Below are 23,531 nucleotides of genomic sequence, written 5' to 3' on the forward strand. Positions count from 1 at the left end.
CTGCTCTCCGCCCAGCCCAGCTCAGCGCAGCGCGTTGCCTGCGGGCAGCCGGAAGGCCTCCACCAGCTCGGCCAGTTGCTGCGCCTGCACGCGCAGGCCCTGGGCTGCGGCGGAGGATTCCTCCACCAGCGCAGCGTTCTGCTGCGTCATCTGGTCGAGCTGCGAGACCGCCTCGCCCACCTGGCTCAGGCCCGTGGTCTGCTCACGCGCAGCCGTGCTGATCTCACCAATGATGGTGGCCACCTGCTGCACCGAGTTCACGATCTCGCCCATGGTGCCGCCCGCTGCATGGACCAGCTTGGTGCCTTCTTCCACCTGCCGCACGCTGTCGCTGATGAGGCCCCCAATCTCCTTGGCCGCCGTTGCCGAGCGCTGGGCCAGGCTGCGCACCTCGCTGGCCACCACCGCAAAGCCCCGCCCCTGCTCACCGGCACGGGCCGCTTCCACGGCCGCGTTCAGCGCCAGGATATTGGTCTGGAACGCAATGCCATCGATCACGCTGGTGATGTCGGCAATGCGGCGCGACGACAGCGCGATGCCATCCATGGTGCCCACCACGCGGTCCACGGCCTCGCGCCCGCGCTGGGCAACGCTGCTGGCACCGGTGGCCAGGGTGCTGGCCTGCGCTGCGGCGTCGGCGCTGTGGCGCACGGTGGCCAGCAGTTCTTCCATGCTGGCGGCGATTTCTTCCAGATTGGAAGCTGTGTGCTCGGTGCGGGCCGACAGGTCGCTGTTGCCCGCCGCGATCTCGCTGCTGGCACCGGCCACCGAGGTGCTGGCCTGGCGCATGCCCACCACCAGTTCCGCCAGCCGCGCCTGCATACCCCCCAGGCGCGCCAGCAGGGCTTGCAGTTCGTCGCGGCTGCCCGCCTGCGGCGCGGGCACGGGGGAGGTGAGGTCGCCCTCGGCAATGCGGTCGGTCACCTCGGACGCATGGGCCAGCGGCTGCAGGATGGACCGCGACAGCAGCCAGGCGCAGGCAAGGCTCAGCAGAAGCCCCACCAGCGAGCCTGCGGCCAGCAGCGTGATGCCCTGGCTCTCGCTGCGGGCGGCAGCCTCGCGGGCCTCGGCCACACGCTGGCGCTGGTACTCGGCCAGCTTGTTCACCGAAGCGGCATAGGCATCGGCCGCAGGCCGCAGCTGGTTGGCAATGGCGTCGGGGGGCAGGGCCTCGCCCGCCTTGCGGCGCTTGACGAGGTCGTCCCGCACCGTGCGAAAACCGTTGCCTGCCTTGTCGATGGCATCGAACAAGGCCTGGGATTCCGGGTCTGCCGCCAGCTCGTCCAGGCGCTTGCGCACTTCGGACGAACGGGCCGACGTGGTTTTGCGGTCCGCGTCGATGCGCGCCGCGTAGGCGGGGTTGTCGATCTCCAGCAGTGTTTCGGCGCGTGCGGAGCTCAGCACCACGATGGCGTGCAGCTCACGCGCCAGCAGCGCGCGCTCGGACGATGCGCCGCCCAGGTCGTCGGCAATGTCCTGCAGCCCCGCCAGCCGCCAGATACCGACGGCGGCCGAGAGCGACATGACCAGACAGACAACGCCAAAGGCCAGGGCCAGGCGGACCGCAACACGTGCGTGGGAGATGGACATAAGGTGTTCTCGTGGGAATAAGGATCGGCAACCCGCTGCTGCCCGCACGGCATGCGGGATTGGGTTTCCACTGGTTATCGACAAAAGGTTACAAACCCTTGAGCCGCCCCACAAGGCCGACAACCCACCCAGAAACAAAAAGGCCGCCGCAGGGGCAACCCCTGCAGCGGCCTTCAAGGGCCAGGTTGAACCGGATCAGCCTTGCTGCTGCGCGTTCTGCAGCGCAGCAATGCGCTCTTCGATGGGCGGGTGGGTGCTGAACAGCTTGCCAATGCCACCGGCAATGCCCATGGCGGCCATGCTCTTGGGCAACTCGGCCGGGTGCATGCCACCCAGGCGGGCCAGGGCATTGATCATGGGCTGGCGGCGGCCCATCAGTTGCGCCGCGCCTGCATCGGCACGGAACTCGCGCTGGCGGCTGAACCAGGCGACGATCATCGCGGCCACAAAGCCCAGCAGGATGTCGAGCACGATGGTGGTCACGTAGTAGCCGATGCCGGGGCCCGAGCTGCTCTCGTCGTTCTTGCGCAGAAAGCTGTCGACCGCATAGCCGATCACCCGCGACAGGAACACCACAAAGGTGTTCATCACGCCCTGGATCAGCGTCATGGTGACCATGTCACCGTTGGCGATGTGGGCCACCTCGTGGCCGATCACGGCCTCGACCTCTTCGCGCGTCATGCCTTGCAGCAGGCCCGTGGACACCGCCACCAGAGCCGAGTTCTTGAACGCGCCCGTGGCAAACGCATTGGGGTCGCCTTCGAAGATGCCGACTTCAGGCATGCCGATCTTGGCTTCGGTGGCGAACTTGCGCACGGTCTCGACGATCCAGCGCTCGTCGGGCGAGCCGGAGCCGTCGATCACGCGCACGCCCGAGGTCCACTTGGCCATGGGCTTGCTGATGAGCAGCGAGATGATGGCGCCGCCAAAGCCCATGACGAGCGCAAAGCCCAGCAGCGCGCCCAGGTTGAGCCCGTTGGCCGTGAGGTAGCGGTTGACGCCCAGCAGGCTGGCCACCACCCCCAGCACGACAACGACGGCCAGGTTGGTCATCACAAACAAAAGGATCCGCTTCATGGAATGGTTTCTCCGTGGGGTAAACAACAACAAGTGTTTGCTGGCTCAGATGGGGGCCGGGTGCTGCGCTTCAAGCACCAAACACCCGCTGCTGGGGCCACTGCACGCCCCTGGCAGCCCCATGGCCGCGATTTCATCGCGCTATGGTAGGTGCAAACCCGCGCACAGGCCTTATCACACAAGCGTTGACGGGAATTAGCCCCCTGACACAGCCCGGGGCCGGCGGAACACCTGGGTGTCCGCATAAAAGTCCGGCGTAGCGTTGGCGGGCCACCAGCCGGGTACGCCCAGCACGGGCAGCGGGGTGAAGGGCTTGGCAGACCACGGCTGCGGCTGAATTTCCTGCGCCAGCCAAGCATCCAAAATTGCTATTGATTCAATAGCTACTGGCGCCTGATACACATGCGCCACCATGGGTTTTCGAGGGATAACCAGCTTTTCAAGCAGCGCATGCCCGAACACCACCAGCCGGGCCTGCCCCCACAGCGGGCGCAGGTCGATGAACAGGCGCTGCCAGTCTCGCGCCCTGAGCGCGGCCCACAGCGCGGGCGGCGCTTGCAGTACGGCGCCGTTCTCGTCAAACACCGTGAGCGCATCGCGCAACGGCCCGCGCACAGCCTGCACACCATCGGCGGCGATGGCCCGGGCCTGCAGCTCGTTCAGGCGCCGCTTGGTGTGCGGAAACTGTTGCCAGACCAGGCCGTTGAAGAAGTCGTGCAGGTTGTCGCGCGTGGGCACCCGGCGGGTGTCCCAGATGTACTGCTCGTAGGCCGTGCCGTCCGGCAGCTCGTCTTGCGGCGCAAAGCCCACAAGCATTCCCGGCGGCGCCGCGGCCTGCAACGCCCGGTGCACTGACGGATCGTGCTGCAGTTGCTGCACCACAGCCTGTCCCAGGCCGCGCCACGGCGCCAGCCAGGGGGCGCTCCAGTCGATGGCGTCGAAGGCTTCGCTTACACCAGCCGCCACGGCAGCGCTTCACCGGCACGCAGGGGCTTGAGTTCGGCTTCGCCAAACGCAAAGCTGTCGGGCGGTGTCCACGACTCGCGGCGCAGGGTGACGCTGCCGGTGTTGCGCGGCAGGCTGTAGAAGTCGGGGCCGTGGAAGCTGGCGAAACCTTCGAGCTGGTCGAGCGCACCGGCGTTGTCGAACGCCTCGGCATACATCTCGATGGCCGCGTGGGCGGTGTAGCAGCCCGCGCAGCCGGTGGCATGTTCCTTGAGGTGCGCAGGGTGCGGAGCGCTGTCGGTGCCCAGGAAGAACTTGTTGCTGCCGCTGGTGGCGGCCTGCACCAGGGCCACGCGGTGGGTTTCGCGCTTGAGCACGGGCAGGCAGTAATAGTGCGGGCGCACGCCACCGATGAAGATGGCGTTGCGGTTGTACAGCAGGTGGTGCGCGGTGATGGTGGCGGCGGTGAAGCAATCGGCACTTGCCACGTAGTCCGCCGCGTCCTTGGTGGTGATGTGCTCGAAGACGATCTTCAGCTCGGGGAAGTCGCGGCGCAGCGGGATGAGCTGCTGCTCGATGAACACGGCTTCGCGGTCGAACAGGTCGATGTCGCTGCTGGTCACCTCGCCGTGCACCAGCAGCAGCATGCCGGCTCTCTGCATGGCTTCAAGCGTCTTGTAGGTCTTGCGCAGGTCGGTCACGCCCGCGTCGCTGTTGGTGGTGGCGCCGGCGGGATAGAGCTTGCAGGCCACCACGCCTGCGGCCTTGGCGCGCGCGATCTCGTCGGCGGGCAGGTTGTCGGTGAGGTACAGCGTCATCAGCGGCTCGAACTGCACACCGGCAGGTACGGCGGCCAGGATGCGCTGTTTGTAGGCCAGGGCCTGCTCGGCCGTGGTGACCGGTGGGCGCAGGTTGGGCATGATGATCGCGCGGCCAAACTGGGCGGCGGTGTGGGGCACCACCGTGTGCAGGGGCTCGCCGTCGCGCACGTGCAGGTGCCAGTCGTCGGGGCGGATGATGGTGAGGGTGGTGGGCGCGGTGGGGGGGTGGAGTGCGGCTGTCATGGGCAGCATTGTCCCATCGGGTTATCAACTATTGTTTTGATAGCTGCTAGCGCTTATCCAATAAGCGCTAGCAGCCAAAAACACTCAAAATTCAGAGCAACACCGCGTCATTCGGCGGTGATGCCTGCCTTGCGCACCACGTCGCCAAACTTCACCAGGCGCTCTGCCATCATCTTTTCAAACGCGGCGGGCGGCATCTCTTCGGGCACGATCACGCCGCGCTCCTTGAGGTTCGTCACCATGGCGGGCGATGTGGCAACTTGGCGCACGGCTTTGTACAGCGTCTGCACCACCGCTTCAGGCGTGCCCGCGGGCGCGGCCAAGCCCGTCCATGAGGTGAGGTTCAGCTCGGGGTGACCGACCTCGGCCATGGTGGGCACATCGGGCAGCTGGGGCAGGCGCTGGTCGGCCGCTACGGCCAGGGCGCGCACCTTGCCCGCCTGGATGTGCGGCAGCATGATGACCAGGTTGTCGAGGATGAACTGCACCTCGTTGCCCACGACGCCCGTGATCAGCGGCGTGCCCCCACGGTAGGGAATGTGCGTGGTGAACACGCCCGTGGAGACCTTGAGCATTTCCACGTTGAGCTGGCCCATGCTGCCCACGCCACCGCTGCCATAGTTGAGCTTGCCGGGGTTCTTCTTGGCGTAGTCTATGAACTCCTTGAAGGTCTTGAAAGGCAGGCTGCTGTGCACCACCAGGGCGTTGGGCTGGCGGCCCAGGATGGCGATGTTTTCAAAATCCTTGACCGGGTCGTAGCCAATCTTGGGCTGGGTGAGCGGGTTGGCCAGGTGGCTGCTTTGCGACGACACCACCAGGGTGTAGCCGTCGGCCTTGGAGCGCGCCACATACTGCGCGCCCACCGAGCCACCCGCGCCGGCGCGGTTTTCCACCACGATGGGCACGCCCAGCACGCGCGACAGCGGCTCGGAATACTGGCGCGCCATGATGTCCACCGACCCACCGGGCGGGAACGGCACCACCAGCGTGATCGGGCGCGAAGGGAACTTATCTTGTGCCATGGAGGGCAGCGCGGCAAGACCGGCAAGGCCCAGTCCGGTAGTCAGAAGGTGGCGGCGGGAAGGTGTGGTGTTCATGGCGGTCAAAGAACTCAAGAAACAGGTTGAAAAGATACGGAAAGAATCAAGGGTGTGACAGCACGGCCAGCGCCACGGCCTGCGCGCGCGGGACAAAGGTGGACAGCTCGCAGTACTCGCGTTCGGTGTGTGCATGTCCGCCCACCGGGCCCGTGGCACACAGCGTGGGCACGCCCACCGATGCGGTCAGGCCGCTGTCGGCCGCGCCGCCGGTGAATTCGCCTTGCACCTCAAAGCCCAGCGCGCTTGCGCCTTGCTGGTACAGCGCCAGCAAGTCGTCCGGGGTGGGCTTCATGGGCATCGTGCGGCGCGCGGCGATGACGCGGCCCTGGGTGCGGGGCAAGGATTCTTCTTCGACGATGGCGCGCACGCGCTCCAGCAGCTCGTCGGGGTTGGTGTCGGCAGTAAAGCGCAGGTCCACCTCGGCGCGTGCGTGTGGGGCGACCATGTTGGGCACGATGCCGCCCTGCACCACGCCCACGTTGCAGGTGACGCCCGTGGCCGGGTCGGTCAGCGCATGCAGCGCCAGGGTCTTGCGGGCCAGGGCTTCGATGGCGCTGGCGCCAGCGGCGTGGTTGATGCCTGCATGCGCGGCCACGCCCTGCACCTCGAATTCCACCACCATCGAGCCCTTGCGGCTGGTGACCACGTTGCCGCTCACGCGGCCGGGCTCGGCGTTGAACACGGCACGCGCCCCCCGCACGCGGGCCATGATGAGGTCACGCGTGGCGGGCGAACCGATCTCTTCATCGCACGAGAAGAACAGGTGCAGCGGCGCCTGCAGGCCGCCACAGCGCGCAAAGGCCTCGGCCACAAACACGTTGAGCACCAGACCGGACTTCATGTCGGCCACGCCGGGGCCGTAGGCGCGCCCCGCTTCTTCGCGGTAGGGGCGCTTGGCCACGGTGCCATCTGGAAACACCGTGTCCATGTGCCCCATGAGGATGATGGGTGCTCCACCGGCTGCAGCGCCCTCTGCCGGGTTGACCTGCGCATGCAGCAGCACGCCATAGCCGGGCACGGGCTCAAACTGCACCGGCACACCGGCAGCCTGCAGGCGCTCGGCCAGGGCATGGGCCACGGCCGTCACGCCCGCCTCATTGCGGCTGCCGCTCTCGATATTGACCACTTTTTGCAACAGGTCTTGCATGGACTGCTGCTGTCGGGCCAGCCAGTCCAGGACCTGCGCACGCACCGGCAGCTGGCTTTCGTTGGGGGTATTGAGCATCGTTGTCCTTGGGCAAGCCCCAGGTAGGGGCAAAATTTGGGCCGCAGTGTTGCACGCAACCCGAAGTTCTGCAACGTATTTTGCACGAATGAGAATTTTATGAAATCATCATTGCACGAATCCGGCGCCATGCTGACCGAGCGGCTGGCCCGCCAGGACGCCGACCTGACCGCCAGCGAACGCGCGCTGGCCGTGGCCCTGGGGCGTGACTACCCCCACGCCCTGCTGGAATCGGCCACCGCCCTGGCAGCACGCACGGGCACCAGCGCATCGACCGTGGTGCGGCTGTTTGCCAAGCTGGGCTACGGCAGCTATGCCGAGGCACAGCGCGAGGCGCGGGCCGAGGTCACCGCCCTGCTCCAAACGGCGGGGCAGCGCGCGCCGGTCACCATCGGCAACCGGCGCAGCCTGCAGCAGTGTGTGGACGACGCGCTGCTGCACGACCAGCACAACCTCACCACCACGCGCGACGGACTGGACATGGCAGCCTTCGAGGCCATGGTGGCGCGCATTGCACAGGGCAAGGGACGCATCTTTGTGCTGGCGCAGATCAACAGCGCACCGGTGGCCGCCTGGCTGGCGCTGCACCTGAACATGTGCCGCCCCGGCGTGCACGAACTGGGGGCTGGCGCGGTGGACGCCACCGACCAGCTGCTGTGGATCCAGCCCGAGGACGCCTTGCTGGTCTTCAGCATCCGCCGCTACGCCAGCGGGCCGGTGAAAGTGGCGCAGCGCTTTCGCGACGCGGGGGCCCAGGTGCTGGCCATCACCGACAGCGCCGCAGCGCCATTGGCCGCGCTGTCCCACCACCGGCTGCAGGTGCGCACGTCCAACGCATCGCCGTTCGACTCGTACACCGCCGCGTTCTTCCTGTGCAACGCGCTGGTCTCGGCTGTGGCCCAGCTGCGGCACAAGGCGGTGTCAGAAGCACTGAAGCGGCGCGACGATCTGTGGACGGATTTCGAGTCGCAACTCATCGTGGAAAGCCCCTCGCCAGCCGGTCGGCGGAGCAAGCGCTAGCCTGCGCGCAGCAGACGTTCAGCCCTGGGTGGCCCCATGAAAAAAGCGCTCCGGAGAGCGCTTTTTTGTAGCCCCAAACCCCTGCGGCACGGGCGTGCAAGCACCGTTCAGTGCTGCAGGATCTTGTTGAGGAAGTCCTTGGTACGCGGCTGGCGTGCGTCGGGGTTGTTGAAGAAGTCGTCCTTGGAGCAGTCTTCCAGGATCTTGCCGCCCACGTCCATGAAGATCACGCGGTTGCTCACCTTGCGGGCAAAGCCCATTTCGTGGGTCACGCACATCATGGTCATGCCTTCGTTGGCCAGGCCCACCATCACGTCCAGCACTTCACCGACCATTTCGGGGTCGAGCGCGGACGTGGGTTCGTCGAACAGCATCACGATGGGGTCCATCGACAGCGCACGGGCAATGGCCACGCGCTGCTGCTGGCCGCCAGAGAGCTGCCCAGGGAACTTGTCCTTGTGCGCCATCAGGCCCACGCGTTCGAGCATCTTCAGGCCGCGCTTCTTGGCGTCGTCCGCACTGCGGCCCAGCACCTTGATCTGCGCAATGGTCAGGTTGTCCGTCACCGACAGGTGCGGGAACAACTCGAAATGCTGGAACACCATGCCTACGCGGCTGCGCAGCTTGGGCAGGTCGGTCTTGGGGTCGTGCAGTGCAATTCCGTCCACTGTGATCTCGCCCTTCTGGAAGGGTTCGAGCGCGTTGATGGTCTTGATCAGCGTGGACTTGCCTGAGCCCGAGGGGCCGCACACCACCACCACTTCACCCTTTTGGATGGTGGCCGTGCATTCGTTGAGCACCTGCACCGGGCCATACCACTTGGATACGTTTTTGAGTTCGATCATTTCTTTTTCCTCAATCCAATCTCTTTTGCACCAGCATCGATCAGCGGATGATCGCGATCTTCTGGTGCAGGCGCTTGACCGCCCAGGACAGCGCGTAGCACATGATGAAGTACAGAACCGCAGCGGCCAGGTATGCCTCGATCGGACGACCAAAGTTCTTGCCCGCCACTTCAAAGCCCTTGAGCATGTCGTAGGCACCGATGGCGTAGACCAGCGACGTGTCCTGGAACAGGATGATGGTCTGCGTGAGCAGCACCGGCAGCATGTTGCGGAACGCCTGGGGCAGCACCACCAGCTTCATGTTCTGGCCGTACGTCATGCCCAGCGCCTGGCCGGCATACACCTGGCCGCGTGGGATGGACTGGATGCCAGCGCGCATGATTTCGCTGAAGTAGGCCGCTTCAAAGGCGATGAAGGTAATGATCGCCGACACTTCCGCGCCAATGGGGCGGCCGATGATGGCTGGCACCAGCAGGAAGAACCACAGGATCACCATCACCAGCGGAATGGATCGCATGCCGTTGACGTAGATGGTCGCAGGAACATCCAGCCACTTCTTGCCCGACAGGCGCATGAGCGCCAGCACCGTGCCGAAGATCACGCCTCCGATGGTGGCGATGAGCGTGAGCAGCAGGCTGAAATACAGCCCTTTGAGCACGAAGTTGGAGATCAGCTCCCAGTTGTAGAAGGAGAAATCGATATTCATATCAATGCCCCCCTCCGGCCGCGCCGCTCACGACCATGCCAGGGATGCGTGCGCGTTTTTCGATGAAGGCCATGATGCGGTTGATGGCAAAAGCCGAGATGATGTACAGCGTCGTCACCGCCAGGTAGACCTCGATGCCGCGCGAGGTCTCTTCCTGCGCCTGCATGGCAAACATCGTGAGTTCAGCCACCGACACGGCAAACGCCACGGACGAGTTCTTGAAGATGTTCATCGTCTCGCTGGTCAGCGGCGGGATGATGATGCGAAACGCCATGGGCAGAAGCACATAGCGGTAGGTCTGGAACGTGGTGAAGCCTACGGCCAGACCTGCGTACCGCTGGCCGCGTGGCAACGCCTGGATGCCGGAGCGCACCTGCTCGGCAATACGTGCCGACGTGAAGAAGCCCAGTGCCAGCACCACCAGCGCAAAGCCAGGAACGCCCCTGAGCACCGGAAACAGGCTGGGTAGCACGTGGTACCACAGGAAAATCTGCACCAGCAACGGAATGTTGCGAAACAGCTCGACCCAGGCATTGCCCAAGCGCACGATCATGGGCCGGTCCTGCAAGGTACGCAGCGTCCCGATCAAGGAACCCAACACAAGCGCCAGCACCAAGGCCAGCACCGAAACAGACACCGTCCAACCCCAGGCCGACAGCATCCAGTCCAGGTAGGTGATATCGCCGCCCTTGCCAAAGCAGCTTTGCACGACTTCCCTGTCCATGGTGTCCTGGCAGAACACCTGCCAATCCCAACTCATAGGAGCACCCCTTAAATTCTTGGTATTGCGTTGGGCGCAACCCTTTGCGAGCCCAACAAAAAAGCCCCTTCAAACCGGTTGGCCGAAGGGGCACAAGCGTTCAGAAAATTACTTCTTTGCGTAGTCTTCCATGGGCTTGTCATTGGGCGATGCCCATGCTGCCTTGGTTGCGTCGGACATCGGCAGACCAATCTTGGTGTTGGTCGGTGGCACGGGTTGCATGAACCACTTGTCGTACAGCTTGGCCAGCGAACCGTCTGCAATCTGGCGCTTGATGGAGTCGTCCACGGCCTTCTTGAAGGCTGGATCGTCCTTGCGCAGCATGCAGGCGATAGGCTCCACGCTCAGAACTTCACCGACGATCTTGTAGTCGGCAGGGTTCTTGGACTTGGAGATGTTGGCAGCCAGGATGGAGCCGTCCATCACAAACGCATCGGCGCGGCCGGTTTCCAGCATCAAGAAGCTGTCAGCGTGGTCTTTGCCAAAGACTTCCTTGAAGTCGATGCCGCCAGCACGCTCATGCTTGCGCAGGGTTTGCACCGAAGTGGTGCCCGTGGTGGTGGCGATGGTCTTGCCGTTCAGGTCCTTGATGGACGTGATGCCCGAGTTGGCCTTGACAACAGTGCGCACTTCTTCCACGTAGGTGGTCACGGCAAAGGCAACGTCCTTTTGGCGGGCGGCATTGTTGGTGGTGGAGCCGCACTCCAGATCCACGGTGCCATTGGTCACCAGGGGAATACGGTTTTGCGAGGTGACGGGCTGGTACTTGATATCCAGCTTGGGCAGGCCCAGTTGCTTCTGGATGTCGGCCAGGACGATTTCGCCCATTTCAGTATGGAAGCCCACAAACTTGCCGTTACCCAGGGTGTAGGAAAGACCGGAAGATTCGCGAACGCCCAGCGTCACGCTACCCGAGGCCTTGATCTTGGCCAGGGTATCGGTGGCTTGAGCGAAAGCGCTACCTGCAGCCAGGGCGGTCACGGCAACCGCGAGCAAATGCTTCTTCATTGGTATCTCCTTGTGTGTGAAGCTAAAAACGGGGGGATTCTAGAGATTCGCCCACGCCGGCAGTGCCGGCAGGTCGCATTCTCCAAAAACAGAAACCTCGACCGGGATATTAGTCAGAACGGAACCTGGTCGGTGGGGTATTTCCAGAAGTCGCGCAACAAGTAGCTGACCGGGAGGTTCAGCACCGTGTTGTTGGGAGGGATGGGTTTGTTAAACCACTTGTCATAAATGGGGTAGATGTCCCGGCTGGTGATCAGGCGGCGCATCTCTTCATCAATGAGCTTTTTGAACTCGGGGTCGTTCTTGGGCAGCATGATGGCCAGTGGCTCGGTGGTCATGAAGCGGCCCACCACCTTGAGCGCCTTGGGGTCAGGCCGCCCGGCGGCCAGGCCATACAACAGCACGTCGTCCATCACAAAAGCATCGGCCTCGCCCTTCTCGACCATCTCGACCGCCTTGGCGTGGTCCGGCGCCTCAACAATGGTGATCCCCATCAAGCGCTCGCGGTTGGCCTGATCGGCGGCCTTGAGCGGTGTCGTGCCCTTGGTGGACACCAGCTTCTTGCCATTGAGGTCTTCCACACGGTCGATGGGGCTGGAGGTCTTCACCAGCAGCCGCGCACCGGTGATGAAATGGGGGATGGTGAACGCAACCTTCTGGCGCCGCTCGGCGTTGTTGGTGGTAGAGCCACACTCCATGTCGGCTTTGCCCTGCTCGATCATGGCGATACGGTTGGCCGGCGTGACCGCTACAAGCTCAACCTCCATGTCCTTCTTGCCGGTTTTCTTGCGCACCACCTCGGCCAGGCGCAGGCACAGGTCCATGGCATAACCCACCGGCTTGCCGGACTGGGTGTCGATGTACGAAAAAGGCACCGACGATTCACGGTACGCAATCACCAGCTTGCCGCCGGCACCGATACGCTCCAGCACCGAGGCCTGCGCAGAGGCCGCGAAAGCGCAGCTTGCAGCGGCAAGGCCCCAGGCAATTCCCCAATGCTGAACTTTCATACGGCGTCTCGGTGAGTGGATGGATCGGATTCGCAATGTTCGTGCCACCGTGGGGACTAAGAATCTGCTCTTAGACGGCACACGCTGCGGCAGCCGACCCAGCGATGGCGCCGACTGTACGTGTCGTTACCGTGAAATTCCAATGCCGTTTGCGCGCGCAACTATGCAAAGTGTTTATATCCGTATTTACCCTTAGCATGACCCGGCCTGCGCTTGAAGGTACATCCACAGCGCCTGTGCCGTGCCTTTGGGAGCCTCTTTGCCCGCTGGTTTTTCGCGGTAGGCGCGCACATCCATGGTCATCTGCAGGCCTTCGCTATCGACCGGTGCTGCACTGACCAGGCGGCGCGAACGCAATTCTTTCTTCACGGCGCTGTGCGGCAGAAAGGCCACGCCATGGCCTTCGAGCGCCATGGCCTTGAGGCCCTCGGCCATGTCGGTTTCGTACACGCGCTCCAGATGGATGGGCGTGCCGGATTCCTTCAGGATCAGTTCGGTCACGCGTCCCAGATAGGCGCCCGGGGCGTAGCCCAGGTAGGGCAGTGGCTGCCCGGCCCGGCCCGGCAGGCGGTGCACGGGTTGTCCGTCGGCGTCGGCCTTGCTGTAGGGGGAGATCACTTCCTGCCCCAGGCTCACCATCTCGTAACGGTCGGCATCCAGCTGGAAGGGCTGCGAAGGATGGTGGTAGGCAATCAGCAGATCGCACCCGCCCTCCACCAGGCGCATCACGGCGTCGTGCACGTTCAACGCAATCAGCCGGCTTTTGAACGGCCCAAACTTGTCGTGCAAGCTCGACACCCAGGCCGGGAAAAACGTGAACGCCAGCGTGTGCGGCACGGCAAACTCGATCATGTCCTTGCCCGCGCTGGTGTGCGCCCGCAGCATGGCACGCGTGTTCTGCAGCGCCTGCAGCACTTCCAGAGACTGGTCGTACAGTGTCTTGCCAGCCGGAGTGAGTCGGGTGGGGTAAGAGCTGCGGTCCACCAGATCGGTGCCAGCCCAGGCTTCCAGCGCCTGGATGCGCCGCGAGAACGCGGGCTGCGTCACATGCCGCAGCTGCGCTGACCGGCTGAAGCTGCGGGTTTCCGCAAGACTGACGAAATCTTCAAGCCACTTGGTTTCCATCGACGCATTATCCGCGCGGGCGCTGCAACGTGCTGGCACCGGGCATCAGGGTTTCCACAGGCCCGCGCGCCTGCAGCCCTCGGCTCCATGCGCGTCTCCCGGCTGCGCTGGCCCCCCGCACCAATGCTGTGCATGCATAGCGAGCGACGCATAATACCCAGCGCGTCTACCCCGCTTCTCCCTCGGTCAACGCCCCAGGTGCACAACGCCGCCGGGCAGCAAGATCGGCATTTGCCCCGTGTTCTTCTGACTCCCCGCGTTCATGTCCACCTCCACTCCCGATGGGCAGCCCTCTGCGCCCATAGTGCCTGCAGCGCCCGCTGCCGCTGACGAACCCCGCTCCCTGCGCCTGGAAGACTGGCTCATCGTCCTGACCATGGCCGCCCTGGCGCTCATCACCTTTGTGAACGTGGTGTTGCGCTATTTCACCGATGCATCCTTCGCCTGGACCGAAGAAATATCGGTGTTCCTGATGATCGTGCTGGCCATGGTCGGCGGCTCCGCCGCCGTGGCGCGCCAGTTGCACATACGCATCGAGTTCTTTGCCGATGGCGGCTCCGAGCACCGGCGTCGGGTGCTGGCGCAGTTTGGTGCTCTCATGGTGGCGCTGTTGTTTGGGCTGATCACGGTGCTGAGCATCCGCGTGGTGTGGGACGACTACCGGTTTGAAGAGACATCGCCCGGCATCGGTGTGCCGCAGTGGTGGTACACCGTCTGGCTGCCCGTGCTGTGCGCGCTGACCACAGCCCGGGCACTGCAACTGTTTGCCCGCCTGCGGCGTGCATCGGCCGCATCGACCGCACCGAAGGCCCGCCCGTGATCGCTACCCTGCTGTTTGTCGCCTTCCTGGGCATGATGTTTCTGGGCGTTCCGATTGGTGCGGCCCTGGGTCTGGCGGGCGCCACGGCCATTGCCGTGGCCAATGCCGAGACCCCCTGGTTCGGCCTGCTGGCCGTGCCGCAGAACTTTTACGCAGGCCTGGGCAAATACCCGCTGCTGGCCATCCCGATGTTTGTGCTGGTGGGCTCGATCTTCGACCGCTCAGGCGTGGCGCTGCGGCTGGTGAACTTTGCGGTGTCCATCGTGGGCCGAGGGCCCGGAATGCTGCCGCTGGTGGCGATTGCCGTGGCCATGTTCCTGGGCGGCATCTCCGGCTCGGGCCCTGCTACCGCAGCGGCGGTGGGTGGCGTCATGATCGCCGCCATGGCGCGCGCCGGGTATCCCGCTGCCTACTCGGCGAGTGTGGTGGCGGGCGCAGCAGCCACCGACATCCTCATCCCGCCCTCGGTGGCGTTCATCGTGTATTCGGTGCTGGTGCCGGGCGCCTCGGTGCCCGCCTTGTTTGCCGCAGGCATGTTCCCAGGCATCCTGGCGGGCATTGCGCTGATCGTGCCCGCCGTGTGGCTGGCACGGCGCCACAAGATGGGTGGCGCTGAAGCCGACATGCCCCGCCCGCCGTTCTGGCGCAGCCTGCGCGAGGCGGCGTGGGGGCTGGCCGCGCCGGTGGTGATTCTGGGCGGCATGCGCGCCGGCTGGTTCACTCCCACCGAGGCTGCCGTGGTGGCCGTGTTCTACGGCCTGTTTGTGGGCATGTGCATTCACCGCACGATCCGTGTGCGCGACCTGTTCACCATCCTGCGCGAAGCCGGTGAACTGTCGGCCGTGATCCTCGTGGTGGTATCGCTGGCTGGCATCTTTGCGTTCTCGCTGTCCACCCTGGGAGTGATCGACCCCATCACCCGCACCATCGTGCAGTCGGGGCTGAGCGAGCAGGGTGTGCTCGGCGCGCTGATCGTCATGCTGCTGATCGCAGGCATGTTCCTCGACGGCATCTCCATCTTCCTGATCTTTGTGCCCCTGCTCATGCCCATCATGCAGCACTACCAGTGGGACGTGGTGTGGTTCGGCGTGGTGCTGACCCTCACGGTGGCCATCGGCCAGTTCACCCCGCCCATGGCCGTGAACCTGATGGTGTCCAGCAAGATTGCCGGTGTACGCATGGAGCAGACCACCCGCTGGGTCGTCTGGCTGGTGCTGGCCATGACGCTGGCGATGCTGCTGGTCGTCGTGTTTCCGCAGATTGCGCTCTGGCTGCCCCAGCGGCTGGGCTACTGATTTTTCCTCACCCATTCACCATCCAATAAGGAGACAACCGATGAAACTGCGCACCTTCCTCACCTCTGCCGTGGCCGCTGCAGCCGCCCTGGCCTTCACCGCACCTGCCGCCATCGCACAAACTGCGTACAAGAGCGAATACCGCATGTCGCTGGTGCTGGGCCCCGCGTTCCCCTGGGGCAAGGGCGGCGAGCTGTGGGCCAACAAGGTCCGCGAGCGCACCAATGGCCGCATCAACATCAAGCTCTACCCCGGCGTGTCGCTGATCCAGGGCGACCAGACGCGTGAATTCAGCGCGCTGCGCCAGGGCGTGATCGACATGGCCGTGGGCTCCACCATCAACTGGTCGCCCCAGGTCAAGCAACTCAACCTGTTCTCGCTGCCCTTCCTGTTCCCCGACTACGCAGCCGTGGACGCTGTGACGCAGGGCGACGTGGGCAAGAGCATCTTCGCCACGCTGGACAAGGCCGGTGTGATGCCACTGGCCTGGGGCGAAAACGGCTACCGCGAAATCTCCAACTCCAAGAAGGCGATCAAGACCCCTGAAGACCTCAAGGGCCTGAAGATCCGCGTGGTGGGCTCGCCGCTGTTCCTCGACACCTTCACCGCCCTGGGCGCCAACCCCACGCAGATGAGCTGGGCCGACGCACAGCCCGCCTTTGCCAGCGGCGCGGTGGACGGACAGGAAAACCCCTTGTCCATCTTCACCGCCGCCAAGCTGCACAGCGTGGCGCAAAAGCACATCACGCTGTGGGGCTACGTGAACGATCCGCTGATCTTTGTGGTGAACAAGGAGATCTGGAACAGCTGGACCCCAGCCGACCGCGAGATCGTCAAGCAAGCCGCCATCGACGCGGGCAAGGAAGAAATCGCCCTGGCCCGCAAGGGCGTGGTCGAAGCCGACAAACCTCTGCTCAAAGACATCGCCGCACTGGGCGTGACGGTGACCCAGCTGAGCCCCGCCGAACGCACCGCCTTTGTGAAGGCCACACGCCCGGTATATGACAAGTGGAAGGGCCAGATTGGTGCCGACCTGGTCACCTCGGCCGAGAAGGCGATTGCGGCCCGCAAGCAATAAGCCAGACGCTGGTTCGCCAAAGCCCCCAACAAAAGCCCCGCTCGCGGGGCTTTTTGCTGTCGCTGGATCCTTGCAGGGCGAGAGCCGGTCGCTTCACTATTGATAGCTGTCGACGCTTACCAGTAAAGCGCCAGAGGCACTTTTCATCTAAATTTCACGACCACCCACGGCTGCACCACCAACGCACGGCGCCGGGTGTTTGACGGCGTTCTTGCGCAGCTTGTTCTCCACCGCCTGCGCCAGGTCCACACCCGCGTGGTCTGCCAGCTGCAGCAGGTACAGGAGCACATCGGCAACCTCATCGGCAATGGGCTCCGTGAGCGCCGGGTCATCACGTACCGCCAGCGACTGCTCGGGGGTCATCCACTGAAAAATCTCGGTCAGTTCTGCCGCTTCCACCATCAGCGCCATCGCCAGGTTCTTGGGGGTGTGAAACGGCTGCCAGTGCCGCTCGGCGGCAAACGCGCGCAGCCGCGCCTGCAAAGCATCGACATCCAGGGACATTGCCACAACTCCTGATTTGATAGCTGCTTGCGCTTATCCATAAAGCGCCAGAGCAATTTTTCATCCGAATTTCAGAGCGGAGACACCGGCGCCTCGCCTGCCAGATGGCGGCGAGCGTTTTCCAGGAAACGGTCCACCGAAGCCTGCACCGCTTCGGGCGACCAGCCCGCCACATGGGGTGTCAGCACCACATTGTCCAGGTCCAGCAGTTCAGCCGGGGGCGCGGGCTCGCTCTCGTACACATCCAGGCCTGCTGCCGCAATGCGGCCTTCGACCAGCGCGGCGGCCAGGGCGGCGGTATCGATCACGCTGCCGCGCGCGATGTTGACCACCACGCCGCGCGCGCCCAGGGCATTCAGCACGTCTGCGTTGACCAGGTGCTTGGTGCCCGCGCCACCGGGCGTGGCGACCACGAGGAAGTCCGACCATTCGGCCAGCGCCTTTACATCGCCAAAGTAGCGGTACGGCACATCGGTGCGCGCGCTGCGGTTGTGGTAGCCCACCTCGATCTCGAAGCCCAGCGCGCGCTGTGCGATCTTCTTGCCGATGGTGCCCAGGCCGATGATGCCCAGGCGCTTGTGCGACACGTTGGGCGGCAGCGGCAAGGCCGTGCGCCAGATGCCCGCGCGCGTGGCCTTGTCCAGCGGCAGGATGCGGCGCTGCGCGGCAATCAGCAGGCCCCAGGTGTGGTCGGCCACGCAGTCGTCATTGGTGCCCGCGCCCGTGGCCACCACAACGCCCCGCGCCTTGGCGTGGGCCACGGCGATGTTCTCGTAGCCTGCGCCCAGCGCGCAAATCAGCGTGAGCGCAGGCAACGCATCGATCTGCGCGGCTGAGAGGCCCGTGGCGCCGATGGTCAGGACCACGGTGATGCGCGCGCCATGCTCGGCAATGGCGGCTGCGGCCTGCGCAGCGTCGGGCGCGTAGACCAGCTCGAACGACTGCGCCATCTGGGCGCGATGTTCTTCGGACAGGAACATGAGGGCAAGCAGTACAGGCTTCATGGGATAGTGCAATCTCGAAAAAAGAAAACGGGACGCTACGCTTTGCATCGTGCGCTTCGCGCAGAGCGTACAAAACCGGCGCGGCCCAGGCGCGGGACGCCTAGCAAGGGCCGCCCCGCAGCGATGGCATCGTCCCCCTCAGGGGGAAGGCGCCGCAGGCGACTCAGGGGGGGCCTCCTGCTGGAGAGACCACATGCTCGCGTAGCGGCCACCCTGGGCCAGCAGTTGCGCGTGCGTGCCGCGCTCGATGATGCGGCCCGCGTCCATGACCAGGATCTCGTGCGCATCCACCACTGTGGAGAGGCGGTGCGCAATCACCAGCGTGGTCTTGTTCTGCGCCACGCCCTGCAGCTCGGCCTGGATGGCGCGTTCGTTGGCGGAGTCCAGCGCGCTGGTGGCCTCGTCAAAGATCAGGATGGGCGGGTTCTTGAGCAAGGTGCGGGCAATCGCTACGCGCTGCTTTTCACCGCCCGAGAGCTTGAGCCCGCGCTCGCCCACCATGGTGGCGTAGCCCTTGGGCGTGCTGGCAATGAAGTCGTGGATGCGCGCGGCACGGGCGGCGGCTTCGATCTCATCCTGGCTGGCACCGGTGCGGCCATAGGCGATGTTGTAGGCCACCGTGTCGTTGAACAGCACCGTGTCCTGCGGGACGATGCCAATCGCCTGGCGCACGCTCGCCTGCGTCACGCTGCGGATCTCCTGCCCCGCAATGGTGATGCGCCCCTGCTGGATGTCGTAGAAGCGAAACAGCAGCCGGGCCAGTGTGGACTTGCCCGAACCCGAAGGCCCCACGACCGCCACCGTCTTGCCCGCCGGGATCTCGAAGCTGATGCCCTGCAGGATGGGCCGGCCGCTGCTGAGGTCGCTGCCTTGACGCACGTCGTAGGAAAAGTGCACGTTCTCAAAACGCACGGTGGGCTGGCTCAGCCCCGCCAGCGGCTGGGCGCTGGGTGCGTCGGCCACTTCGCGCTCTTTGTCCATGAGCGTGAACATCTTGTCCAGGTCGGTGAGGCTCTGCTTGATCTCGCGGTAGATCACGCCCAGAAAGTTGAGCGGGATGTACAGCTGGATCATGAAGGCGTTGACCATGACGAGGTCGCCCAGCGTCATGCGGCCATCGACCACGCCCTGAGTGGCGCGCCACAGCATGGCCACCAGGCCCACGGCAATGATGAGCTGCTGGCCGGTGTTGAGCATCGATAACGTGGTCTGGCTTTTGAGGCGGGCCAGGCGCAACCGCTCCAGGCTTTCGTCGTAGCGGCGGGCCTCGAAGCCTTCGTTGTTGAAGTACTTGACCGTCTCGTAGTTCAGCAGCGAATCCACGGCCTTGGAGTGTGCTGCCGAGTCGAACTCGTTGGCCTCGCGGCGGAACTTGGTGCGCCACTCGGTCACCAGCACGGTGTAGGCGATGTACAGCACCAGCGCGGCCAGCGTGATCCAGGCAAACCAGGCATCGAACTTGACGGCCAGCACACTCAACACCAGGATCACCTCGATCAAGGTGGCAAACACGTTGAACAGCGAAAACGAAATCAGTGACTCGATGCCGCGCACACCGCGTTCGATGTCGCGCGTCATGCCGCCCGTCTGGCGCTCCAGGTGAAAGCGCAGGCTCAGCGCGTGCAGGTGCTCGAACGTCTGCAGCGCAATGGAGCGCGCTGCACCCTGCGTAGCCTTGGCAAACACCAGCTCGCGCAGCTCGGTGAACAACGAGGTGGACAGGCGCAGCGCCCCGTACGCCACCAGCAAGCCCACCGGCACCACCAGCAGCGCGGCGGGGTCACCAGGCTTGAACGCCATCGCGTCCACCAGTGTCTTGAGCAGCAGCGGCACGCTGACGTTGGCCAGCTTGGCGCCCACCATGAACACAATGGCCGCCACCACGCGCCACTTGTATTGCCACAGGTAAGGGAGGAGCCGCCTCAGCGTGACCCAGTCGGACTTGGGGGGCGCGGGCGTGCCAGGGGTGGGGGGGGCGGTTTCGCCAAGGTGGCGCATGGGGGACAATTCCGGTTGTTGTTGTTTTTACCGACCCGGCTGATGCCAAGGTGGTTTTTTTGCGGGCCAGCCGCCTTGCAAAACCCCAGGTTCCGACAAGGATTGGCTCAGCCCCAACCGAGATTGTGCCCATGTCTGCCGTTTTCAGCCCACCACCCGCCGCATTGCCCACCGACAAGGAACTGGTGCTCAAGGTCATCCCCATGCCCGCCGACACCAATGGCAATGGCGACATTTTTGGCGGCTGGGTGATGGCGCAGGTGGACTTGGCGGGCTCTGTGCTGCCCGCGCGCTACATCCAGGGCCGCATGGCCACGGTGGCCGTCAACGAATTCATCTTCAAGCAGCCCGTGCGCGTGGGCGACATCCTGTCGTTCTTCTCGTCCATCACGCGGGTGGGCAACACCTCGGTCACCGTGGAGGTGGAGGTGTATGCCGAACGGTTTACCGACCAGGGCCGGTATGTGAAGGTGACGGAGGCGCGCCTGACCTATGTGGCCATCGACGACCAGGGCAGGCCGCGCCCAGTGCCCAAGCACAACGCGCCGGGGTAAAAGCACGGAAGGTCGGTTCGCGCAGACCACGCCTGGCGGTGCGCGGACGCCTTCATGGCCCGGTCAGGCGGCCAGTGCAGTGGCCGGTTCGGTGCGCAGAGGAGCTGCCGTGCGCTGCAGAGTGCTGCTGGATGACGAGGGCGAGAACCCGGCCTCGATCTCACCCGCCAGCTGACCGCCCTCTTCCACCACCAGTTTGCCGTAGCGGATCTTGCCGTTGACCTTGCCGGTGCTGTAGATCACCAGCTTCTGGCGCACGGTGAGAGTGCCGTTGAACTCGCCATGGATCTCGGCAATGTCGATCTCGGCAGAGCCCTTGAAGGCGCCATGCTCAGCAATCTGGATCACGCGCGAATCCATGGTGGCTTCCACCGTGCCTTCGACCACGAGGGTGTCGCAATCGGTAATTTCCACGCCCTTGAGCTTGATGTTCGGGCCCACCGTGAGCTTGCTGCCCGAGCTGTCGCTGCTGCTGGCGGCCTTGGGGACAGCAGGGCTGGGCACCGGCTGTGCAGCCGCAGCACTGCTCGCCGCTGAGCTCCCCAATACGGAGCCTGAAGTGGTGCTGTTGCGGGGTTGGAACGACTCGGGTTCACGCTTGCCAAAGAAGGGGTTTTGCACGGCCATCAGATCTCCTTGAAAAGAGAGTCATCGTAGGTATCGCGCCCCGTGAAAGATGCCCTGGTTACGCAAGAACGGTAACCAAACGGTTCTCTCGTAGCATGCGCTTGCAAGGCTTGCGGGATCACACATCCTGCGAATGGCAACGCCCCGTGGCGAGGCGGCTCAGGAGCGCGCCCCAATCAAGAGACGATGTAAGCCGCAGCTCCGGCCGACATGATCTGCCCATCCGGCCCCAGAAACTCCATGCGCGTGGTTGCGACACGCGAACCCAGGCGCAGCACCTGGGCGCGCAGCTCGAAGTGGCTGCCAATGCCGGGGCGCAGGTAGTCAATGCGCAGGTCGATGGTGCCCAGCTTGGCAAAGCGGTGCAGGCGCTGCTCGGGTGCTTCATCCAGGTGTTTGGCGCCAATCGCGGCCATCACGGCCAGCCCGCCCATGGCATCGAGCCCCGCGCTGATCACGCCGCCGTGGATGCGGTTATAGGCATAGTGGCCCACCAGGTCCGGTTTCATGTCGATGCGGCCCACCACACCATCGGGTGCCAGTGACGTGATCTTCAGGCCCAGCACCTGGTTGAACACGATTTTTTCTTCAAAGATGGATTTGAGCCCGGCAATGAACTCGGGCTCAAAGGCTTGCGGGGCTGGGGTGGCGGTGGATTTGCTCATGGGTCTCCTGGGGGTCACTGCGGGATGGTGCGTGCAATCGAAACCATCCAGATGCTCCTGATTTTGTAGCTTCTTACGCTTAATAGATAAGCGCTAGAGGCTATTTTTACTTAAAACTGGCCGTGGCGCACTTGCCCTGCGGCAAACCGCGAGGCGCCGCGCAGTGCTTCGGCCAGGCATTCGCGGCCGCCCGCCTATTCCTGCAGCAAGGCTCGCCGTAACGGCAGCCCTTCGGCGGCGAGCGCGCTGGTGCGGGCTGTGCTGGCATCCACCGCGTTTTGCACATCGGGCCTGCGCCATGTCACCAGCGTGACACCACCTTGCACTTCAACCTCTGCGGATATGTGGCTCTCCTGTGGCCCGGCGTCAGAACCTGTTCACCCACCCGACGTTACTCCTATTGCGCAGGGTGCAGCACTGCGTCAATATCCGCCGCTACCCGCTCGCCCGCCCCATCAGGGTTAGCCCCGAGTGCGGTATGCACAGCGCGCGTGCACCATTATTTATACAAAGCAATCGCTTTGTATAAATATTCTGCAGGACCTGCGCAAGCGACGATGCGGCCATCCCATGCCCACGAGGCGCACACCCCGCATTTACCCGCTTTGCGTATCACTTATTCTGGAGAGCCAGTGTGCAATTTGTGCAACTGTTGATCAGCGGTGTCTCGCAGGGGTGCATCTACGGGCTGATCGCGCTCGGGTTCGTGCTTATCTACAAAGCCACGGAGACCGTGAGCTTTGCCCAGGGCGAACTCATGATGCTCGGCGCTTTCTGTGGCTTGGCGCTCATGACCGTGCTGGGCTTTCCCTTCTGGGTGGCGGTGCTCGCCAGCATCCTGGCCATGGGGCTGTTTGGCACGGTGCTGGAGCGTGCAGTGATCCGCCCCATCCTGGGCCAGCCCGCGTTTTCCATCGTCATGCTCACCATCGGCATCGGCTATGTGCTGCGCGGCCTGGTCACCATGATCCCCAACATCGGCACCGACACGCACACGCTGCCCGTGCCCTACAAGGACCAGTCCCTGCGGCTGGGTGAACTGGTGGTCAGCGCCGAGCAGCTGGTGGTGATCGGCGCCACGGGCGTGCTGTGTGTGCTGCTGTTCGCGATGTTCCGCTACAGCAAGCTGGGCATTGCTATGCAGGCCGCCTCGCAAAACCAGCTGGCGGCCTACTACATGGGCATCCCGGTGCAGCGGCTCAACGGCCTGGCCTGGGGGCTTGCCGCGGCGGTGGCGGCGGTAGCCGGGCTGCTGTTGGCGCCCATCACCTTTGTGCATGCCAACATGGGGCTGATCGGGCTCAAGGCCTTCCCCGCCGCTGTAGTGGGCGGCTTTGGCAGCCTGCCCGGGGCCATCGTGGGCGGGCTGGTGATCGGCATTGTCGAATCGCTCTCGGGCTTCTATCTGCCCGATGGGTTCAAGGACACAGCCGCGTACATCGTCGTGCTGATCATGCTGATGGTCAAACCCAACGGACTGTTCGGCGAGAAGCTGAGAAAGAAAGTCTGAC

At 64.3% G+C, this 23,531-nt stretch carries 23 protein-coding genes; 6 read left to right on the forward strand and 17 right to left on the reverse strand.

The genetic code is table 11. The features are described 5' to 3' along the window. Positions 1-21: 21 nt before the first annotated feature. The 6 genes from ACSQ22_RS10595 to ACSQ22_RS10620 form a co-directional block, all read right to left on the reverse strand. Positions 22-1,590 (reverse strand): methyl-accepting chemotaxis protein, encoded by a 1,569-nt coding sequence (locus ACSQ22_RS10595; protein ID WP_436130266.1) that lies wholly within the window; start codon positions 1,588-1,590, stop codon positions 22-24. Between the two features lie 195 nt (positions 1,591-1,785). Then, positions 1,786-2,667 carry a protease HtpX gene (gene htpX, locus ACSQ22_RS10600; protein ID WP_010462430.1) on the reverse strand — a complete coding sequence of 294 codons (882 nt, stop codon included), beginning with the start codon at positions 2,665-2,667 and terminating at the stop codon, positions 1,786-1,788. Positions 2,668-2,862: 195 nt separating this feature from the next. Further along, positions 2,863-3,633, reverse strand: coding sequence for a DUF3025 domain-containing protein (locus ACSQ22_RS10605; RefSeq protein ID WP_436130267.1), 771 nt, complete (start codon positions 3,631-3,633; stop codon positions 2,863-2,865). Continuing rightward, positions 3,618-4,685 carry a dihydroorotase gene (gene pyrC, locus ACSQ22_RS10610; protein ID WP_436130268.1) on the reverse strand — a complete coding sequence of 356 codons (1,068 nt, stop codon included), beginning with the start codon at positions 4,683-4,685 and terminating at the stop codon, positions 3,618-3,620. Before pyrC ends, ACSQ22_RS10605 begins: the two co-directional genes overlap by 16 nt. 98 nt (positions 4,686-4,783) lie before the next feature. Continuing rightward, the gene (locus ACSQ22_RS10615) at positions 4,784-5,773 is read right to left on the reverse strand and encodes a Bug family tripartite tricarboxylate transporter substrate binding protein (RefSeq protein WP_436130269.1); all 990 of its coding nucleotides are present in this window, start codon (positions 5,771-5,773) and stop codon (positions 4,784-4,786) included. A gap of 46 nt (positions 5,774-5,819) precedes the next feature. Further along, positions 5,820-7,001, reverse strand: a complete 1,182-nt coding sequence (locus ACSQ22_RS10620) for a M20 family metallopeptidase (protein ID WP_436130270.1) — start codon at positions 6,999-7,001, stop codon at positions 5,820-5,822. 99 nt (positions 7,002-7,100) lie between these two features. Between ACSQ22_RS10620 and ACSQ22_RS10625 the strand changes: the two genes are divergently transcribed. Further along, positions 7,101-8,021, forward strand: coding sequence for a MurR/RpiR family transcriptional regulator (locus tag ACSQ22_RS10625; RefSeq protein WP_436130271.1), 921 nt, complete (start codon positions 7,101-7,103; stop codon positions 8,019-8,021). Between the two features lie 107 nt (positions 8,022-8,128). Here the strand turns inward: ACSQ22_RS10625 and ACSQ22_RS10630 are convergent, their stop codons facing one another. The 6 genes from ACSQ22_RS10630 to ACSQ22_RS10655 all read right to left on the reverse strand — a co-directional run bounded on the left by ACSQ22_RS10630 (position 8,129) and on the right by ACSQ22_RS10655 (position 13,475). Beyond that, positions 8,129-8,866, reverse strand: coding sequence for an amino acid ABC transporter ATP-binding protein (locus ACSQ22_RS10630; protein WP_055400819.1), 738 nt, complete (start codon positions 8,864-8,866; stop codon positions 8,129-8,131). 40 nt (positions 8,867-8,906) lie between these two features. Continuing rightward, a complete protein-coding gene (locus ACSQ22_RS10635; RefSeq protein ID WP_055400821.1) occupies positions 8,907-9,572 on the reverse strand; it encodes an amino acid ABC transporter permease in 666 nt (221 codons plus the stop codon). A gap of 1 nt (position 9,573) precedes the next feature. Next, positions 9,574-10,332 (reverse strand): amino acid ABC transporter permease, encoded by a 759-nt coding sequence (locus ACSQ22_RS10640; protein WP_055400823.1) that lies wholly within the window; start codon positions 10,330-10,332, stop codon positions 9,574-9,576. Positions 10,333-10,440: 108 nt separating this feature from the next. Next, positions 10,441-11,340, reverse strand: coding sequence for an amino acid ABC transporter substrate-binding protein (locus ACSQ22_RS10645; RefSeq protein ID WP_121507575.1), 900 nt, complete (start codon positions 11,338-11,340; stop codon positions 10,441-10,443). Between the two features lie 113 nt (positions 11,341-11,453). After that, positions 11,454-12,350, reverse strand: coding sequence for an amino acid ABC transporter substrate-binding protein (locus ACSQ22_RS10650; protein ID WP_121422279.1), 897 nt, complete (start codon positions 12,348-12,350; stop codon positions 11,454-11,456). A gap of 192 nt (positions 12,351-12,542) precedes the next feature. After that, complete coding sequence (locus ACSQ22_RS10655) at positions 12,543-13,475, reverse strand: LysR family transcriptional regulator (protein WP_055400828.1); 933 nt, start codon at positions 13,473-13,475, stop codon at positions 12,543-12,545. A gap of 262 nt (positions 13,476-13,737) precedes the next feature. Here ACSQ22_RS10655 and ACSQ22_RS10660 point away from each other — a divergent pair, with 262 nt between their 5' ends. The 3 genes from ACSQ22_RS10660 to ACSQ22_RS10670 are packed head-to-tail and all read left to right on the forward strand — an operon-like array spanning position 13,738 to position 16,668. Next, positions 13,738-14,295 (forward strand): TRAP transporter small permease, encoded by a 558-nt coding sequence (locus ACSQ22_RS10660; protein ID WP_436130272.1) that lies wholly within the window; start codon positions 13,738-13,740, stop codon positions 14,293-14,295. Beyond that, complete coding sequence (locus ACSQ22_RS10665) at positions 14,292-15,590, forward strand: TRAP transporter large permease (RefSeq protein ID WP_218298842.1); 1,299 nt, start codon at positions 14,292-14,294, stop codon at positions 15,588-15,590. Before ACSQ22_RS10660 ends, ACSQ22_RS10665 begins: the two co-directional genes overlap by 4 nt. Before the next feature lie 40 nt (positions 15,591-15,630). Continuing rightward, complete coding sequence (locus tag ACSQ22_RS10670) at positions 15,631-16,668, forward strand: DctP family TRAP transporter solute-binding subunit (protein WP_436130273.1); 1,038 nt, start codon at positions 15,631-15,633, stop codon at positions 16,666-16,668. Between the two features lie 147 nt (positions 16,669-16,815). On the opposite strand, the gene ACSQ22_RS10675 is transcribed toward ACSQ22_RS10670, so the two are convergent. From ACSQ22_RS10675 to ACSQ22_RS10685, 3 genes are all read right to left on the reverse strand, one after another. Then, entirely contained in the window at positions 16,816-17,172 is a 357-nt protein-coding gene (locus ACSQ22_RS10675) for a nucleotide pyrophosphohydrolase (protein ID WP_436130274.1), read from the reverse strand. 71 nt (positions 17,173-17,243) lie between these two features. Further along, positions 17,244-18,176, reverse strand: coding sequence for a 2-hydroxyacid dehydrogenase (locus ACSQ22_RS10680; RefSeq protein ID WP_436130275.1), 933 nt, complete (start codon positions 18,174-18,176; stop codon positions 17,244-17,246). A gap of 138 nt (positions 18,177-18,314) precedes the next feature. Then, positions 18,315-20,174: an ABCB family ABC transporter ATP-binding protein/permease gene (locus ACSQ22_RS10685; protein WP_436130276.1), complete on the reverse strand. Its 1,860-nt coding sequence runs from the start codon at positions 20,172-20,174 to the stop codon at positions 18,315-18,317. Positions 20,175-20,305: 131 nt separating this feature from the next. Between ACSQ22_RS10685 and ACSQ22_RS10690 the strand changes: the two genes are divergently transcribed. Next, positions 20,306-20,728: an acyl-CoA thioesterase gene (locus ACSQ22_RS10690; protein ID WP_055393750.1), complete on the forward strand. Its 423-nt coding sequence runs from the start codon at positions 20,306-20,308 to the stop codon at positions 20,726-20,728. 63 nt (positions 20,729-20,791) lie between these two features. Here ACSQ22_RS10690 and ACSQ22_RS10695 read toward each other — a convergent pair whose 3' ends face one another. Both ACSQ22_RS10695 and ACSQ22_RS10700 read right to left on the reverse strand, forming a co-directional pair. Next, complete coding sequence (locus ACSQ22_RS10695; protein WP_228897378.1) at positions 20,792-21,355, reverse strand: bactofilin family protein; 564 nt, start codon at positions 21,353-21,355, stop codon at positions 20,792-20,794. A gap of 176 nt (positions 21,356-21,531) precedes the next feature. After that, a complete protein-coding gene (locus tag ACSQ22_RS10700; protein WP_176888282.1) occupies positions 21,532-22,020 on the reverse strand; it encodes a thioesterase family protein in 489 nt (162 codons plus the stop codon). A gap of 634 nt (positions 22,021-22,654) precedes the next feature. On the opposite strand from ACSQ22_RS10700, the gene ACSQ22_RS10705 reads away from it, so the two are divergent. Next, complete coding sequence (locus ACSQ22_RS10705) at positions 22,655-23,530, forward strand: branched-chain amino acid ABC transporter permease (protein ID WP_121422272.1); 876 nt, start codon at positions 22,655-22,657, stop codon at positions 23,528-23,530. Position 23,531: the final 1 nt, after the last annotated feature.

Source organism: Acidovorax sp. LjRoot38 (assembly GCF_964252975.1).
GTDB lineage: Bacteria > Pseudomonadota > Gammaproteobacteria > Burkholderiales > Burkholderiaceae_C > Acidovorax > Acidovorax facilis.